Raw genomic sequence first — 15466 nt, 5'->3', positions numbered from 1 at the left:
GTGTAAATCGCTAGTCATTCATTAAAACTATGAATCCTCTTCATAATACGGAACTGGACCTGAACCTGCTGCCGGTATTCGACGCCCTGATCCGCGTCGGCAACGTCAGCCGCGCGGCCGAGGAACTGGCCATGTCGCAGAGCGCCGTCAGCCATGCGCTGAAGCGCCTGCGCCTGTTTTTCGGCGATCCGCTGTTCATGAAAACCGGCGGCGGCATGCAGCCGACACCGAAAGCGCTGGAGTTGCGCGCGCCCGTGCTGGCCGTCATGGGCACGGTGCGGGGCGAATTGCTGGTGCGCGAGGGTTTTGACGCCGCCGTGGCGCACCGCACTTTTTCACTGTGCCTGACCGATATGGGCGAATTGATTTTCCTGCCCCGCCTGATAACGCGGCTGCGGGAAACCGCGCCCGGTTGCACGCTGCGCACCTTGCAGGTGCCGATGCGGCAAATTCCCGGCGTGCTGGAATCGGGCGAAGCCGACCTGGCGCTGGGTTCCCTGCACGCGGTACCGGAAGGATTATTCCAGCAACAGTTGTTTACCCGCTCGTTCGTCACCATCGTCAACCGGCGCAACCGCCGCATCGGCGAACAGATTCCTTTGGACCAATTCCTGGAAATGGAACACATCGTCGTGTCCTTGTCGGGGCGCCGGGAAGATGGCTATGACGCGATTATCGACCAGTTGGCGGGCCAGCGGCGCGTCTACCTGACCACACCGCATTTCCTGACCGTGCCCATGATCATCGAGCAGAATCCCGACCTGATCGCCACGGTGCCGCGCGAACTGGCCACCAAGTTCGCCGGCTACAAGAGCGTGCGCATGGTGGAAACGCCCGTCAGCGTGCCCCCGTTCGCGATCCGGCAGCACTGGCATCCGCGCTTCCACCACGATGCCGCCAATTCCTGGCTGCGCAAGCTGGTAAAAGACGTGTTCGACACGCTGCCGGAATAGCCGATATGAACGCGGTTCATATTGGCTATGAGATGCACGCTATTTGCACATAACCGGGGTGCTCCTACCATCTTATCGCCGGCCACCGCGCCGTTCCATTCAAACGATAAGAGACAAGCCATGCACACCACCGTCAATCCCCGCCACGGCGCGCAGCCGCTGGCCGCCGCCGAACCTTCCGCCCAGGACCACGCGCTCTACCGCAAGGTATCGCTGCGCATTATCCCGTTCCTGTTCGTCTGCTACGTCATCTCGTTCCTGGACCGCATCAATATCGGCTTCGCACAGTTGCAAATGAAGCAGGACCTGGGCTTTTCCGACGCCATGTACGGCCTGGGCGCGGCAGTGTTTTACATGGGCTACGTGCTGTTCGAAGTGCCCAGCAACCTGCTGCTGGAAAGATTCGGCGCCCGCAAGACCTTCGTGCGCATTATGCTGCTGTGGGGCGCGGCGTCGGTCTGCATGTCGATGGTGAACACGCCTGCACAGTTCTATGCGCTGCGCTTCATGCTGGGCGTGTTTGAAGCGGGCTTTTTTCCCGGCATCGTGCTGTACCTGACATACTGGTATCCGGCATTGCGCCGCGCCTCCGTGCTGTCGTATTTCTTTGCCGGCGTTGCCGTCGCGGGCGTGCTGGGCGGGCTGGTTTCCGGCTGGATCATGCGCGACATGGCCGGCGTGCTGGGCATGAAAGGCTGGCAGTGGATGTTCGCCATCGAAGGCGCGCCCGCGCTGCTGCTGGCCGTGATTGCCCACGTCTGGCTGGATGACCGCCCGGCGCAAGCGGCATGGCTGTCGCCGCCGGAAAAAGCGCGGCTGGCGGCCAACCTGTCGGATGAATTATCCACCGGGCCGGCCGGCGGCGGCAACCACGGCCTGTCCGGCGCGCTGTCCAATCCCCGCATTTACCTGTTTGCATTCGTCTATTTCGCGCTGACCTGCGCGTCGCTGACGTTGAGTTTCTGGATGCCGCTGATGATCCGCGATTTCGGCGTGCGCGACGTGGTGCAGGTGAGCCTGTATTCAGTGATTCCCAATGCGATCGGCGCCATAGGCGTGCTGGTGATCGCCCGCATGGCCGACCGCAAGGCGCGCCACCGCGAATGCTTCGCGGTGTGCGCACTGGGAGGCGCGATGGCGCTGGGCCTGTTGACGACACATCCGGGCAGCCTGGCCGCCGCGCTGGCCTTGCTGTCGCTGGCCACCGCGCTGATCTTTTCCGCGTTGCCGATCTTCTGGGCGATTCCCACCGCGTACCTGCCCGCGCCGGTCCGCGCCGGCGGCATTGCCCTCATTTCCAGCGTGGGCATTACCAGCGGCATTGCCGGGCCGTGGGCCATCGGGCAGATCAAGACAGCCACCGGGAGCATGGATGTGGCGCTGTATTTGCTGGCGGGCCTGTTGGTATTGAGCGCGGGGGCATTGCTGGCCGGCGTCAGGCCGCGCAGCTAAACTTGTCGTTGCCTTGAAATCCGTGGGGCGGCTTATTTGCCGTGGAAATTCGGCGTACGCTTTTCCAGGAACGCCGCAATCCCCTCCTTGCGGTCATCGCTGGCCGCCAGCAGCGAGAACGATTTGCGCTCGAACTGCAAGCCCGCTTCCAGGTGCATTTCAAATGAGCGCAATACCGCTTCCTTGGCCAGCGCCACCGCCAGCGGCGACTTTTGCGCGATGCGCTGCGCCTGCGCCATGGCCGTCGCCATCACGTCGCCATCCGGCACCACGTCGCTGACCAGTCCCGCCGCCAGCGCGCGTTCGGCGGAAATCATTTCTCCGCCCAGCACCATTTTCATGGCCAGCGGCTTGCCCACTGTGCGCACCAGGCGCTGCGTGCCGCCCGCGCCAGGGATCACGCCGAGATTGATTTCCGGCTGGCCGATGCGGGCCGATTCGCCTGCCACCACGATATCGGCATGCATCAGCATTTCACAGCCGGCGCCCAGCGCATAGCCATTGACGGCGGCAACCAGGGGTTTGGAAAAGCCGGCGATGGCGCGCCAGTACTGGGGACGCACGTCGCGCGCGGCGGAAATCGCGTCGAGCGCCGCCATTTCATGGATGTCCGCTCCGGCGGCGAAAATCTCGTCGCCCCCGGTGATCACCACCGCGCGGACGCCAGCGTCGTCATTGGCCACGGCCAGCGCCGCCACCACTTCGCGCAAGGTCGCATTGCGCAACGCGTTTTTCGATTGGGGACGGTTGAAGCGGATCACTTGCACACCGGAGGTGGCGGGTTCTACCACGATATCCTGATATTCGTTCATTATGTCGGTTCCGTTAGGGTTGGCCTGGAATTATTGATACAGTTTTTACGTATTTAAGTTAATTTGTGAATCATATGTGATTTCCGCGCAAAGGGGAACATCGATGCTCACAACGACTCCACCCGCCGCGTCGCGCACCATGGCGCAGGCGCTCGATCCGCACGTGCACGCGGCGTGGGCACGGCAGTGCCATGCGCTGTCGCCGGAATCCATACGGCTGGCGGCGCTGGACTGGGCCAGCCATCTGGCGCTGTCACCCGGCCGGCAAATGGACTTGGCGTGGCTGGCCTGGCAGGAGACGGTCGAGCTGGCCGCGGCGATGCTGCAACCCGTGGGTGAGGAAACGCCGGCGTCGCGCGATCGCCGTTTTGCCGCGCCGGAATGGCGCAACTGGCCCTTCCACGTGTGGCGCAAGACCTTCCTGCTGCGCCAGCACTGGTGGGAACAGGCGGTGCGGGGCGTGTGGGGCGTCAGCCAGCACCATGAAGATGTGCTGTCTTTCCTGGCCCGCCAGTGGCTGGATGTGACGTCGCCCGGCAACCTGTGGTTCAGCAACCCCACGGTGTTGCAACGCACGGCCGGCGAATGGGGCGCGAATGTCGGGCGGGGCGCGCAGGCGCTGGCCGCCGATACCCTGCGCAAACTCGGCGACAGCCCGCAACCGGGCCTGGAAGACTATGTGCCGGGCCGGCAGGTGGCCATCACGCCGGGCAAGGTGGTGTTGCGCAACGAGTTGATGGAGCTGATCCAGTACAGCCCCGCCACGGGACAGGTGCATCCGGAACCGGTGCTGATGGTGCCGGCCTGGATCATGAAGTACTACATCCTCGACCTGTCGCCCCGCAATTCGCTGATCCGCTACCTGGTTGGCGAGGGCCACACGGTGTTCTGCATTTCGTGGAAAAACCCCGATGCGGCCGACCGCGACCTCGGCATGGACGATTACCTGAAGCGCGGCATGTTCGACGCGCTCGATGCCGTGTGCAACATCGTGCCGGACGCGCGCGTGCACGTGGCCGGCTATTGCCTGGGCGGCACCCTGGCCGCCATCGGCGCGGCGGCGCTGGCGCGCGGCGGCGACCAGCGCCTGAAATCGCTGACCTTGTTTGCCGCGCAGACGGACTTCAGCGAGCCGGGCGAACTGGGCCTGTTTATCGATGAAAGCCAGGTCAGCCTGATCGAAGCGCAACTGGCGGAAACCGGTTACCTGAAAGCCGAGCAAATGGCGGGCGCGTTCCAGATGCTGCGCTCCTACGATTTGCTGTGGTCGCGCATGATCAACCAGTACCTGCTCGGTGAAACCACGGACATCAACGACTTGATGGCGTGGAACATGGATACCACGCGCATGCCGGCCCGCATGCACAGCCAGTATTTGCGCTGGCTGTTCCTGGAAGACCGGCTCAGCGAAGGACGCTATCCGGTCGACGGCCGGCCGGTCTCCCTCAGCGATATCGGCGCGCCGTTGTTTTGCGTGGGCACGGAAACGGACCACGTGTCGCCGTGGCGCTCCGTCTATAAACTGCATAACCTGACCAGCGGGGAACTGACGTTCGTCCTGACGAGCGGCGGCCATAATGCCGGCATCATCAGCGAACCGGGCCACCCGCACCGCCACTACCGGCTGGGCACGCGGATGCAGGGCATGCCGTATACGGATCCCGACTCCTGGGCCGGCGCGGTGCCGGAACAGCAAGGCTCATGGTGGCCGGCATGGCTGGCGTGGCTGCAAGGGCTTTCCGGCGGCCCCGTGACGCCGCCCGCCATGGGCTCGCCTGTGTATCCGGCGCTGGACGACGCGCCGGGCCAGTATGTACTCGTGAAATAGGAGGCTGCCATGGCGATGCGGATTGTGGTGGCGGGACGGGTCCAGGGCGTAGGCTACCGCTATGCCTTCGCCAACCATGCCACCGAACTGGGACTGGCGGGCTGGGTGCGCAACCGGCGCGACGGCACGGTGGAAGCGTGCGTGCAAGGCGCGGCGCCCGCCATTGACCAGATCGTCGCGTGGGCCCGCAAGGGACCGTCGGCGGCGCGGGTCGACGACGTGCAGGTGACACAGGTGGACGCGGCATTGCCAGGCAATGGTTTCCGGATCGCGCCAACAGCCTAGCCAGGGCCCGCAGGGAGCCGTCCTACAGCAGCAAGCGTTATGCACTGACAGGCCTGGGCCGCCATCGGCCTAAGATACAAGGCATCTTCCACCTCAATCGGAGAATCACCATGCCTAAGCAAAACACGCAAAACCGCCAGTCCGACGCCACGGGTAACCGGGCGTCGGCGGAACAGGAGCCCAAGAAATCAGGCAAGGACGCCGCCAGCCACACCAAAGCCAAGAAAGGCGAAGGCGCGGGCGGCGGCAAGAAGCAGGCGCGCCGTCACTGAGTCTGGCGCCCTAATTGCAGCCAGGCGCCAGGCACGGGCTCAGCGGTAAATACCGCACCCGAGGATCACATCCTCGACCCGTTCGATGTAGGTGCGCTTGGCGTCCAGCGTGCCGCTGGCGGGGTTAGGCCATTTGTAATCAATCCAGCCTTTCCCCTCCTTGCTCATGCCGATTTTCAGGATATCCTTGATCAGGTACTTGCCGTCGGCATCCTTCATTTCCAGCACGTTCTTGCCCACCAGCTTGGGATTGACGCCGTTGGCCAGTTCGACACCGTCGCCGTTGGCGCCGAAGGCAAAGATGTACAAGTCTTTTTCAATAAAGGCGCCCTTCGGGTTGTTGAACTCGGCCAGCGCCTTGTCCTTGCCATTCTTTTTCAGGAATTCGGCCGCCCGCTTGACCATCGCCACCGCTTCATCGGCCGTGCCCTTTTCCGCGGCCCATGCCACGTTGCTCCCGGCAGTCACCAATAAAGTGCCCAATACACCGGCCGCAAGAATTTGCCTGCGTTGTACCATGTCGCTCCCCTTTTATTCGACGTTGTCCTCAGAAGTTGTGACGCATCCCCAGGTTGACGGCGCGATTGCCTGTACCGGCTTCGATCGCGCTGCCCACAGTATATGCGGCGCCGTTGCGGTTGCGGATATGGGCTGCCGCCAAGTACAAATCCGTGCGTTTTGACAACAGATAACGGTAACCCAGCGCCAGTTGTGTGGCATCCTGGTCACGGCTGGTCCGGTCGTCCTTGTGGATCCACGACGCCAGCAACACGTGCTGCCCGCACGGCACGGTGGCGCCCAGCAGCAGCACACGGCTGTCGGTCGACGGGGTGACCGCGACGCCATACGGACTGGCGCTGTTGCGCGGCAGTGCGCTGTTGACGCCTTCGTCGACGCCATAGGCCAGGTGCGCCTTCATGAAACCCGCGTCATAAACAGCGGTGGCCACGGTATTGCGCGCGCTGCCCAGGTTTTTCACGGTGGCGGTATTGTTGTCGCGGTGGTGGTGCGCCAGTTTCATGGTGAGCGGCCCCCGCACGTACGACAGCCCTGCGCCCAACTGGCGGCCGGCGGCCGAATCGCCCGCCACCTCGCCCGCGCCATAGACGGCTTCCGCGCTGAAGCCGGCGACGGCAGGCGACTGGTATTTGACGGAATTGTCCATGCGGCTGGCGCTGTTACCGGTCGCCGTCATCAGGTTTTTCGTGTCGCCAGCCATGCCGGAGCCGAATGGATCGGCTACCGCCACCGCCAGGTATTGCGGCGTGTATTGGCGCCCCAGCGTCAGCGTGCCCGCATCGCTGCGCAGGCCGACATAGGCCTGGCGGCCGAACAGCAAACCGCCCTGCCCCATGGCGCCGGTATCGGCCTGGAAGCCGTTTTCCAGCAGGAAGATGGCGGACAGGCCATTGCCCAATTCTTCGCTGCCCTTGAAACCCAGGCGGGAACCGGACGCCACGCCGCTGGTGAGCTTGGTGACGGCGCCAGCCGCGCCGCCGGATTCGCGGACGATGGCCATATCGACCACGCCATAGACCGTGACATTGGTTTGTGCAGTTGCCGAAGATGCAACGACTCCCGCCGATGCGCCCAGCACGAGCGCAAGCATAGTTTTTTTCATTTTTTATAAGTATCGGAAAGTGAGGGAATGGCGGGGTTGGCACAACCCCGCCTGATTTACTGATTTACTGCTTTACTGCATTGCTATGTCAAATCTTGCCGTAGCCGCCGCCGCCCGGCGTTTCGATGGCAAACACGTCGCCCGCTTCCATGTCGGCCGTGTGGGTGGCGCCGAAGTGCTCGACCGCGCCATTGCCGCGTTCCACCCAGTTGCGTCCCAGCGCGCCGGGTTGTGCGCCATCGAGCCCGAACGGGGCGATGCGGCGGTGGCCCGCCAGGATATTGGCAGTCATCTTTTCCAGGAAGCGGATGCGGCGCAGCGCGCCATCGCCGCCCGTGTGCTTGCCCGCGCCGCCGCTGCCGCGCCGGATCGCATGGGTTTCCACCAGCACCGGGAAACGCCACTCCAGCACTTCCGGGTCCGTCATGCGCGAATTCGTCATGTGCGTCTGCACGGCGGACGTGCCGTCAAAACCCGGTCCCGCGCCGGAACCGCCGGCAATGGTTTCGTAATACTGGTGCTCGCTGTTGCCGAACGTGAAATTGTTCATCGTGCCCTGCGACGCCGCCATCACGCCCAGCGCGCCGTACAGCGCATCGGTCACGTATTGCGACACTTCCACGTTGCCCGCCACCACGGCGGCCGGATAGCGGGGATTGAGCATCGAGCCTTCCGGCACGATCAGGTTCAGTGGCTTCAACACCCCTTCGTTCATCGGGATATCCGTATCGAGCAGCGTGCGGAACACGTACAGCACGGCGGCCTTGCAGACCGACAGCGGCGCGTTGAAATTGGTCGGACGCTGCGTGCTGGTGCCCGTGAAGTCCACCGTGGCGCTGCGGCTGGCGTGGTCGATGGCCAGACGGACTTTCAGCACGGCGCCGTCATCCATTTCATAGGCAAAGCTGGCGTCGCGCAGGTTCGAGATGGCCTTGCGCACGGCCGCTTCCGCGTTGTCCTGCACGTGCTGCATGTAGGCCAGCACCACGTCTTCGCCATAGCGGCCGACGGCCTTCAGCAACTCGTTGGCGCCGGTTTCGCACGCGCCCAGCTGGGCGATCAGGTCCGCGATATTCTGGTCGATATTGCGGGCCGGCCACGGACCCGCGCCGAACAGGCTGCGCACCAGCGGCTCCAGGAACACGCCGCCTTCGACGATCTTGACGTTATCGAGCAGCACGCCTTCCTCGTCGATGGTGGTGCTGTTGGGCGGCATGGAACCGGGCGTGATGCCGCCCACGTCGCCATGGTGGCCGCGCGCCGCCACATAAAACACGGGTTGCGCGCCCGGGCCGCGGTCGGCGCCAAACACGGGGCTGACGACCGTAATGTCCGGCAAATGGGTGCCGCCGTTGTACGGCACGTTCAATGCGTAGGCGTCGCCCGGCGCCATCTTGCCCGCATGCTGGCGGATCACGCACTGCACGCTGTCGCTCATCGAGCCCAGGTGCACGGGAATGTGCGGCGCGTTGGCGATCAGGTTGCCGTGGCGGTCGAACACGGCGCAGGAAAAGTCCAGCCGCTCCTTCATGTTGACGGAATACGCCGTGTTTTCCAGGGTCGTGCCCATCTGGCGCGCGATCGCCATGAACAGGTTGTTGAAGATTTCCAGGTGAATCGGGTGCACCGCCGTCGTGATGCGGTGCGCGCTGCCGGCCATGCCGGTGCGCTGCAGCGACAGTGTGTAATCCGGCAGCACGGTGGCGGTCCATCCCGCGTCAACCACGGTGGTGGCGATTTGTTCGCGGATCAGGGCCGGGCCCACCACTTCATCGCCGACCGCCAGCGCGGAGCGCACGTGCAGCGGAATCGCCATGGTCTCGCCATTGACATAGCTTTGCACCATGTCCGACGCATCGCTGCCGGTACTGGTCACGTCGGCCGACGGCACGTCGATGGCAAAGCCGGCGCCGTCGCCCGCGCCGATCGCTTCGGCCGACACGGATTCGATCACCAATGGCTGGTCTTCCATGACGAAACCGAAACGGGCTTTATATTGGCGGGCAAACGCGGCCCGCATGTCGGCATCGTGGCCGAACGGAATCACGAAGGCGGAATCGCTGTCTTCGTATTTCACACGGGCGCACAGTTCGACCTTGATCTGGTCGAGCGGCACCTGCTGCGCCGCCAGTTCCGCCGTGGCGGTACGGGCCAGGCCGGCCATGGTGGGTGCCAGCAGCGCCAGGGTGGCGTCGGACAGCACCTGTTCCACCGCCGCTTCGCGCATGGTGCGGATATCGGCCAGGCCCATGCCGAACGCGGACAGCACGCCGGCAAACGGATGGATCACGATGCGCGTCATGCCCAGCACGTCGGCCACGCGGCACGCATGCTGGCCACCGGCGCCGCCGAAGCAGCACATCGCGTAGTTGCTGACGTCGTAGCCACGCTCGACGGAAATCGACTTGATGGCTTGCGCCATGTTGTCGACCGCCACCGACAGGAAGCCGTCGGCCACGGCGGACGGCGTCAATACCGTGCCGGTTTCGCGGGCAATTTTGTCCGCCAGTTCGGTAAAGCGCTGGCGCACCACGTCCACATCCAGCGGCTGGTCGCCGTTCGGGCCGAACACGCGGGGGAAATGCGCCGGCTGGATGCGGCCCAGCATGACGTTGCAATCGGTGACCGTCAGCGGGCCGCCCTTGCGGTAGCTGGCCGGGCCTGGATTGGCGCCGGCCGATTCCGGTCCCACCTTGAAGCGCCCGTGTTCGAAGCTGCACACGGAACCGCCGCCCGCCGCCACCGTGTGGATGTGCATCATCGGGGCGCGCACCCGCACGCCGGCCACCACGGTTTCAAACACGCGTTCATAAGCGCCGTCGTAATGCGCCACGTCGGTCGACGTGCCGCCCATGTCGAAGCCGATAACCTGGTTCAGGCCGATGGCTTCACAGCTTTTCACGGCGCCGACAATGCCGCCCGCCGGGCCGGACAGGATCGCATCCTTGCCCTGGAAGCGCGACGCTTCCGTCAGGCCGCCATTCGACTGCATGAACATCAGGCGCACGTCACCCGTTTCCGACTGCACGCGGGACACGTAATCGCGCAGCACGGGCGACAGGTAGGCATCGACCACCGTGGTGTCGCCCCGGCCCACGATTTTCATCAGCGGGCTGACCTGGTGGCTGACGGAAATCTGCGTAAAACCCGCTTCCTGTGCCAGCGCCTGCAGGCGGCGTTCATGTTGCGGATAGCGGTAAGCATGCATCAGCACGATCGCAATCGCGTCGACGCCCTGTTCGCGCAAGCTCTGGAACTGGCGCCGCAGCACCGCCTCATCCGGTGCTGCCAGCACTTCGCCGTGGGCGCCGATGCGTTCGTCGATCTCGATGACATCGTCGTAAATCAGGTCCGGCAGCGCGATCTTCATGGCGAAGATGTCCGGGCGGTCCTGGTAGCCGATGCGCAGCTGGTCGGCAAAGCCCCGCGTGATCGCCAGCGCAGTGCGGGCGCCCTTGCGTTCCAGCAGCGCGTTGGTGGCGACCGTCGTACCCATCTTGATGACGTCGATCTGGTCGGCCGGCAGCGCGTCGCCAGGCTGCAATCCCAGCAAGTCGCGCATGCCCTGGGTGACGGCGTCGCTGTAGCGTTCCGGGCATTCCGACAGCAGTTTATGGGTCACCAGCTTGCCGTCCGGGCGGCGCGCCACGATATCGGTGAAGGTGCCGCCGCGGTCGACCCAGAATTGCCAGCGCAGTTGTTGTACGGGGATGTCGTTTTTCATGATGAGTCTCTCGTTTCTTACTTAGTTTTCCAGCTTTTTACCGGCGGTTTCCGGCAACGTCAGCGCCGCCAGCATCATCACGCCGTAGGCTATGCCGGCGAAGATGCCGATGGTTTCGCCCAGCGCCATATCCTTGCTGGCCAGGCCGATCATCAGCGGGAACAGCGAACCGACTGCGCGGCCCATGTTGTAGCTGAAGCCCTGGCCGGAACCACGGATACGGGTCGGGAACAATTCAGTGAGGAAGGCGCCCATGCCGCTGAACACGCCGGACACGAAGAAGCCCAGCGGGAAGCCCAGGAACAGCATGACGTTGTCGTTGACCGGCAGGCGGGTATAGGCGACAGCGATGCACATCGAACCGGCCGCGAACAGGATGAAGTTCTTCTTCCGGCCCAGCAGGTCGGTCAGGAAGGCGCTGACGATGTAGCCGACGTACGACCCCACGATCACCATGGCGAGATAACCGCCGGTGCCCAGCACCGTCAGGTGGCGCTCGGTCTTCAGGAAGGTCGGCAGCCATGTGGTGATGGCGTAGTAGCCGCCCTGGGCGCCGGTGGTCAGCAGCACGGCACGCAAGGTGGTGCTCAGCATCGAAGGCGAAAAGATTTCCCAGAACGAGGATTGTTGCGCGGTGTCTTCCTCTTTTTGCTTTTGCGCCACGTACAGTTCCGGCTCGTCGACAAAGCGGCGGATGAAGATCACGAACAGCGCCGGCAGGATACCCAGGAGGAACAGCGAGCGCCACGCCCATTCGGCCGGCAGCAGCGAGAACATCAACGCATACAGCAAGGCCGACGTGCCCCAGCCCAGCGCCCACCCGGCCTGCACCATGCCGACCGCCTTGCCCCGGTCCTTGGCGCGGATCACTTCACCGATCAGGATCGCGCCCGCCGTCCATTCGCCCCCCATGCCGAAGCCCATCAGGCCGCGCGCCACCAGCAATTGCGTGAAGTTTTGTGCCAGGCCGCACAGCACGGTGAAGAACGCAAACCATAGAATCGTGATTTGCAGCGTGCGCACGCGGCCGATGCGGTCCGACATGATGCCGGCGATCCAGCCACCCAGCGCCGACGTCAGCAGGGTCACGGTGCCGATCAGGCCCGCATCCCCTTTCGACAAGCCCCAGGTCGCGATCAAGGTGGGAATGACAAAGCTGAGGAATTGCGTGTCCATCGCGTCCAGCGCATAGCCGACCTTACAGCTCCAGAAGGTGCGGCGCTCCTTCGCCGTCAGGGCATGGAACCAGGCAAAGTAGCCGGCCGGTTCCGTGGTGCTGAGTACTCTTGTATTCATGATCTCTCCGTTGTTGTGGTTATAAATTACTGGTTGCTGTCAGAACGCCGCCAGGTCGGCGTTGCGGATATCGGTCACCAGCATGAAGCCCGGCTGGTGCGTGATGACGAGCGGCAGGCGCGCGTGGCGGATGGCTTCCTGCGGCGTCACGCCGCACGCCCAGAACACCGGCACCTCGCCAGGCAGGATCTCGACCGGATCGCCGTAATCCGGCTGCGCAAGGTTCGTAATGCCGATCAGTTCCGGGTCGCCCAGGTGCACGGGCGCGCCATGCACGGCCGGATAGCGGCTGGTGATCTGGATCGCGCGGATCGCATCGGACGCTTTCATGGGCCGCATCGACACCACCAGGTTGCCGCCGAACGGGCCGGCCGGCTGGTTGACGATATCGGTGCGGTACATGGCGACGTTGCGGCCCTGCTGCACGTGGCGCAGCGGGATGCCGGCGTCGATCAGCATTTGTTCGAACGAGAACGAACAGCCGATGGCGAACACCACGAGGTCGTCGCGCCACAAGTCATGCAAGGTGCCCGGCTGCGCCGCCAGGTCGCCGTTGCGGTAGACGTTGTAGCCAGGGATATCGGTGCGGATGTCAAGGTCGGCGCCGAGTTTCGGCAGGTTCCAGTGGCCCGGTTCCCCCACGGCCAGCAACGGGCAGGCGCGGGGATTGCGCTGGCAAAACAGCAAAAAGTCGGCGGCATGCTGTTGCGGCAGGATGACCAGGTTGGCCTGGGCGTAATCGCCGCAATAGCCGGACGTAGGCTGGCGGAAAGCGCCGTTGCGGACGGCCTGGCGGAATTGTGCTGGTGTGTTCATGCTTGGATTCCCTCGGTTGGCAATGTGTTCTTCAATGCAACCAGCATATGCGTGAACAAAGCGGCAATCCATCTAGTAATTTTTGCTGTTGTTGATTAGATTTTCTTAACGGCAGGTGCTTTGTACCCGTGTACGGTTAAGGTATTCTTGCTACACGATGAATACCCGCTTCCTTGAAACCTTCGTCATCCTCGCGCAATTGCGTAGCTTCCGCGCCACAGCGCAGGCATTGCACGCCACGCCGGCGGCGATTTCACTGCGCATCAAGACCCTGGAAGATGAACTGGAAACCGAGTTGATCGACCGCACGTCGAAGGATTTCCGGCTGACGGCGCACGCGGAATTCCTGCTCAGCCACGCGAAAGCCGTGGTGGATGCGACGCGCCGCCTGCAAAGCGCGGCGCGGCGCGACAATGCCGTGCGGGGCCGGCTGCGGCTGGGGGTGATCGAATCCGTGGTGCACAGCTGGCTGGCGCAATACATCCGCGAACTCAATGCGGATTACCCGGAACTGGAAATCGACCTGGCGGTCGACATGAGCAACGTGCTGGAGCGGCGCCTGCGGGCGCGCGAACTGGATCTTGTCGTGCAGGTGGAAGGCGTGGACAGCAGCGATATCGTGTCCGAAGCGCTGGCGATTTACCCGCTGCACTGGATCGCGAAGCGCGGTTTGCTCGATACGCGCAAGGAAGGATTGAATCAGAGGCTATTGCAGCGCCCCATTCTCACCTTCGGCCGGGGCACGGCGCCGCACCGCATGCTGGAGGAAATCGTCAGCAAGATGGCCAACCTGGCGGCCGTGCCGCTGGAAGACACCCGCATCACGTGTTCACCGTCGGTGGCGGCCATCGTGCAGCTGGTGCGGGACGGCTATGGCGTTGCGGCCATCCCAAGCCTGTTCGTCACCAGCTACCTCGACAGCGGCGAATTCATCGAAGTGCCGGTGCAGCCGGAACCGCCACCCATCATCGTGTCGATGTGTTTCCACGCGAATGCGGAAATGATGGTGCACGCGGCGGCGACCGCCGCGCGCGTGGCGTGCGCCGGATATTGCGCCCAGCATGACGAGCGCTATATCCGGGCTTTGTGCTGATTACAGGCGCTCGAACACCACCGCGATACCCTGTCCGCCACCGATGCACATGGTGGCCAGGCCGTAGCGCTTCTGCGTGCGCTGCAATTCATACAGGCACTTGACGGTGATGATCGCGCCGGACGCGCCCAGCGGGTGGCCCAGGGCGATGGCGCCGCCGTTCGGGTTGGTGCGGGCCACGTCCAGGTCCAGGCCACGGCAGACGCCCAGCGATTGCGCGGCAAACGCTTCGTTCGATTCGATCACGTCGATGTCGTTCAAGGTCAGGCCGGCGCGCTTCAGCGCCAGTTTCACGGCCGGGATCGGGCCGGTGCCCATCAGCGACGGTTCCACGCCGGCCACCGCGTACGACACGATGCGGGCCAGCGGCGACAAGCCGGCACGCGACGCGGCGGCGGCGTCCATCAGCACGCAGGCTGCCGCGCCGTCGTTCAGGCCGGACGCGTTGCCCGCCGTGACGGTGCCGTTTTCCTTCTTGAACGCCGGCTTCAGCGCGCCCAGCGATTCCACCGTGGTGCCGGCCTTCGGGTGTTCATCGGTGTCGAACAGGGTCACGCCCTTGCGGCCCTTGACTTCCACCGGCACGATTTGCGACTTGAAGTAGCCCGCTTCGATGGCGGCCAGCGCCTTACGCTGGCTGTCGGCGGCGAACGCATCCTGCTCTTCGCGGGAAATCTTGTACAGTTCCGCCACGTTTTCCGCCGTGATGCCCATATGGCCGGCGCCGAACGGATCCTGCAGCGCGCCCACCATCATGTCCAGCATCTTGGTGTCGCCCATGCGGGCGCCCCAGCGCGCCGCCTGTACCACGTAAGGGGCGCGGCTCATGGTTTCCACACCGCCGCCGACCGCGATTTCCGCGTCGCCCAGCTGGATGGCGTTGGCAGCGGTCACGATGGCTTGCAGGCCGGAGCCGCACAGGCGGTTGACGTTCATCGCGGCCGATTCCTTGACCATGCCGGCATTGATGCCGGCCACGCGCGAGACGTACATGTCGCGCGGTTCGCACTGGATCACGTTGCCCAGCACGATTTGCTGCGCTGCGCTGGCTTCCACCTTGGCACGCGCGAATGCTTCCTTGACCGCGATGGCGGCCAGGTCGGATGCGGAAAAGTCTTTCAGTGCGCCGCCGAAAGTGCCAATGGCGGTACGGGCTGCGCCAACGATGACGACGTCTTTGGATTGGGTCATGATGTCTTCCTGGTCTGTGTGCTAGCTGCACGGGTGGCTTTAGTGTAAACACACTATACACAGAACCGGAATTTAAAGCACGATCGTTCGTATTTCTACGGTATGGTTTGTGCCGCAATGCAA

13 protein-coding genes are annotated in these 15466 nt (G+C 63.9%); 6 read left to right on the top strand and 7 right to left on the bottom strand.

Features of this window, described 5'->3' with window-relative positions:
* Positions 1–29: 29 nt before the first annotated feature.
* Together GJ700_RS08570 and GJ700_RS08565 are read left to right on the top strand one after the other, a co-directional pair.
* A complete protein-coding gene (locus GJ700_RS08570; RefSeq protein ID WP_154372604.1) occupies positions 30–953 on the top strand; it encodes a LysR family transcriptional regulator in 924 nt (307 codons plus the stop codon).
* Between the two features lie 120 nt (positions 954–1073).
* Positions 1074–2405 carry an MFS transporter gene (locus GJ700_RS08565; protein WP_154372602.1) on the top strand — a complete coding sequence of 444 codons (1332 nt, stop codon included), beginning with the start codon at positions 1074–1076 and terminating at the stop codon, positions 2403–2405.
* A 32-nt stretch (positions 2406–2437) separates the two neighbouring features.
* On the opposite strand, the gene GJ700_RS08560 is transcribed toward GJ700_RS08565, so the two are convergent.
* A complete protein-coding gene (locus GJ700_RS08560; RefSeq protein ID WP_154372600.1) occupies positions 2438–3217 on the bottom strand; it encodes an enoyl-CoA hydratase-related protein in 780 nt (259 codons plus the stop codon).
* A gap of 103 nt (positions 3218–3320) precedes the next feature.
* On the opposite strand from GJ700_RS08560, the gene GJ700_RS08555 reads away from it, so the two are divergent.
* The 3 genes from GJ700_RS08555 (at position 3321) to GJ700_RS08545 (ending at position 5602) form a co-directional block, all read left to right on the top strand.
* Positions 3321–5045 (top strand): PHA/PHB synthase family protein, encoded by a 1725-nt coding sequence (locus GJ700_RS08555; RefSeq protein ID WP_371867880.1) that lies wholly within the window; start codon positions 3321–3323, stop codon positions 5043–5045.
* Positions 5046–5054: 9 nt separating this feature from the next.
* Positions 5055–5330, top strand: a complete 276-nt coding sequence (locus tag GJ700_RS08550) for an acylphosphatase (RefSeq protein WP_154372598.1) — start codon at positions 5055–5057, stop codon at positions 5328–5330.
* Positions 5331–5440: 110 nt separating this feature from the next.
* Entirely contained in the window at positions 5441–5602 is a 162-nt protein-coding gene (locus tag GJ700_RS08545; protein WP_154372596.1) for a hypothetical protein, read from the top strand.
* A gap of 39 nt (positions 5603–5641) precedes the next feature.
* On the opposite strand, the gene GJ700_RS08540 is transcribed toward GJ700_RS08545, so the two are convergent.
* The 5 genes from GJ700_RS08540 to GJ700_RS08520 all read right to left on the bottom strand — a co-directional run bounded on the left by GJ700_RS08540 (position 5642) and on the right by GJ700_RS08520 (position 13059).
* Positions 5642–6121, bottom strand: a complete 480-nt coding sequence (locus tag GJ700_RS08540; RefSeq protein ID WP_154372594.1) for a cache domain-containing protein — start codon at positions 6119–6121, stop codon at positions 5642–5644.
* Positions 6122–6149: 28 nt separating this feature from the next.
* Positions 6150–7223, bottom strand: a complete 1074-nt coding sequence (locus GJ700_RS08535) for a porin (RefSeq protein ID WP_154372592.1) — start codon at positions 7221–7223, stop codon at positions 6150–6152.
* A gap of 88 nt (positions 7224–7311) precedes the next feature.
* On the bottom strand, positions 7312–10947 hold the full coding sequence (locus tag GJ700_RS08530; RefSeq protein ID WP_154372590.1) for a hydantoinase B/oxoprolinase family protein: 3636 nt from the start codon (positions 10945–10947) through the stop codon (positions 7312–7314).
* A gap of 21 nt (positions 10948–10968) precedes the next feature.
* The gene (locus GJ700_RS08525) at positions 10969–12243 is read right to left on the bottom strand and encodes an MFS transporter (RefSeq protein WP_154372588.1); all 1275 of its coding nucleotides are present in this window, start codon (positions 12241–12243) and stop codon (positions 10969–10971) included.
* Positions 12244–12282: 39 nt separating this feature from the next.
* Positions 12283–13059: a putative hydro-lyase gene (locus tag GJ700_RS08520; protein ID WP_154372586.1), complete on the bottom strand. Its 777-nt coding sequence runs from the start codon at positions 13057–13059 to the stop codon at positions 12283–12285.
* A gap of 157 nt (positions 13060–13216) precedes the next feature.
* On the opposite strand from GJ700_RS08520, the gene GJ700_RS08515 reads away from it, so the two are divergent.
* Positions 13217–14152 (top strand): LysR family transcriptional regulator, encoded by a 936-nt coding sequence (locus GJ700_RS08515; protein ID WP_154372583.1) that lies wholly within the window; start codon positions 13217–13219, stop codon positions 14150–14152.
* Here the strand turns inward: GJ700_RS08515 and GJ700_RS08510 are convergent, their stop codons facing one another.
* Positions 14153–15343 carry an acetyl-CoA C-acyltransferase family protein gene (locus GJ700_RS08510; protein WP_154372581.1) on the bottom strand — a complete coding sequence of 397 codons (1191 nt, stop codon included), beginning with the start codon at positions 15341–15343 and terminating at the stop codon, positions 14153–14155.
* Positions 15344–15466: the final 123 nt, after the last annotated feature.

The sequence above is a fragment of the Pseudoduganella rivuli genome, assembly GCF_009674485.1.
GTDB lineage: Bacteria > Pseudomonadota > Gammaproteobacteria > Burkholderiales > Burkholderiaceae_D > Rugamonas > Rugamonas rivuli_B.
The sequence above is the reverse complement of the archived record's forward strand: the minus strand, read 5'-3'. Positions and strand labels throughout refer to the sequence as shown.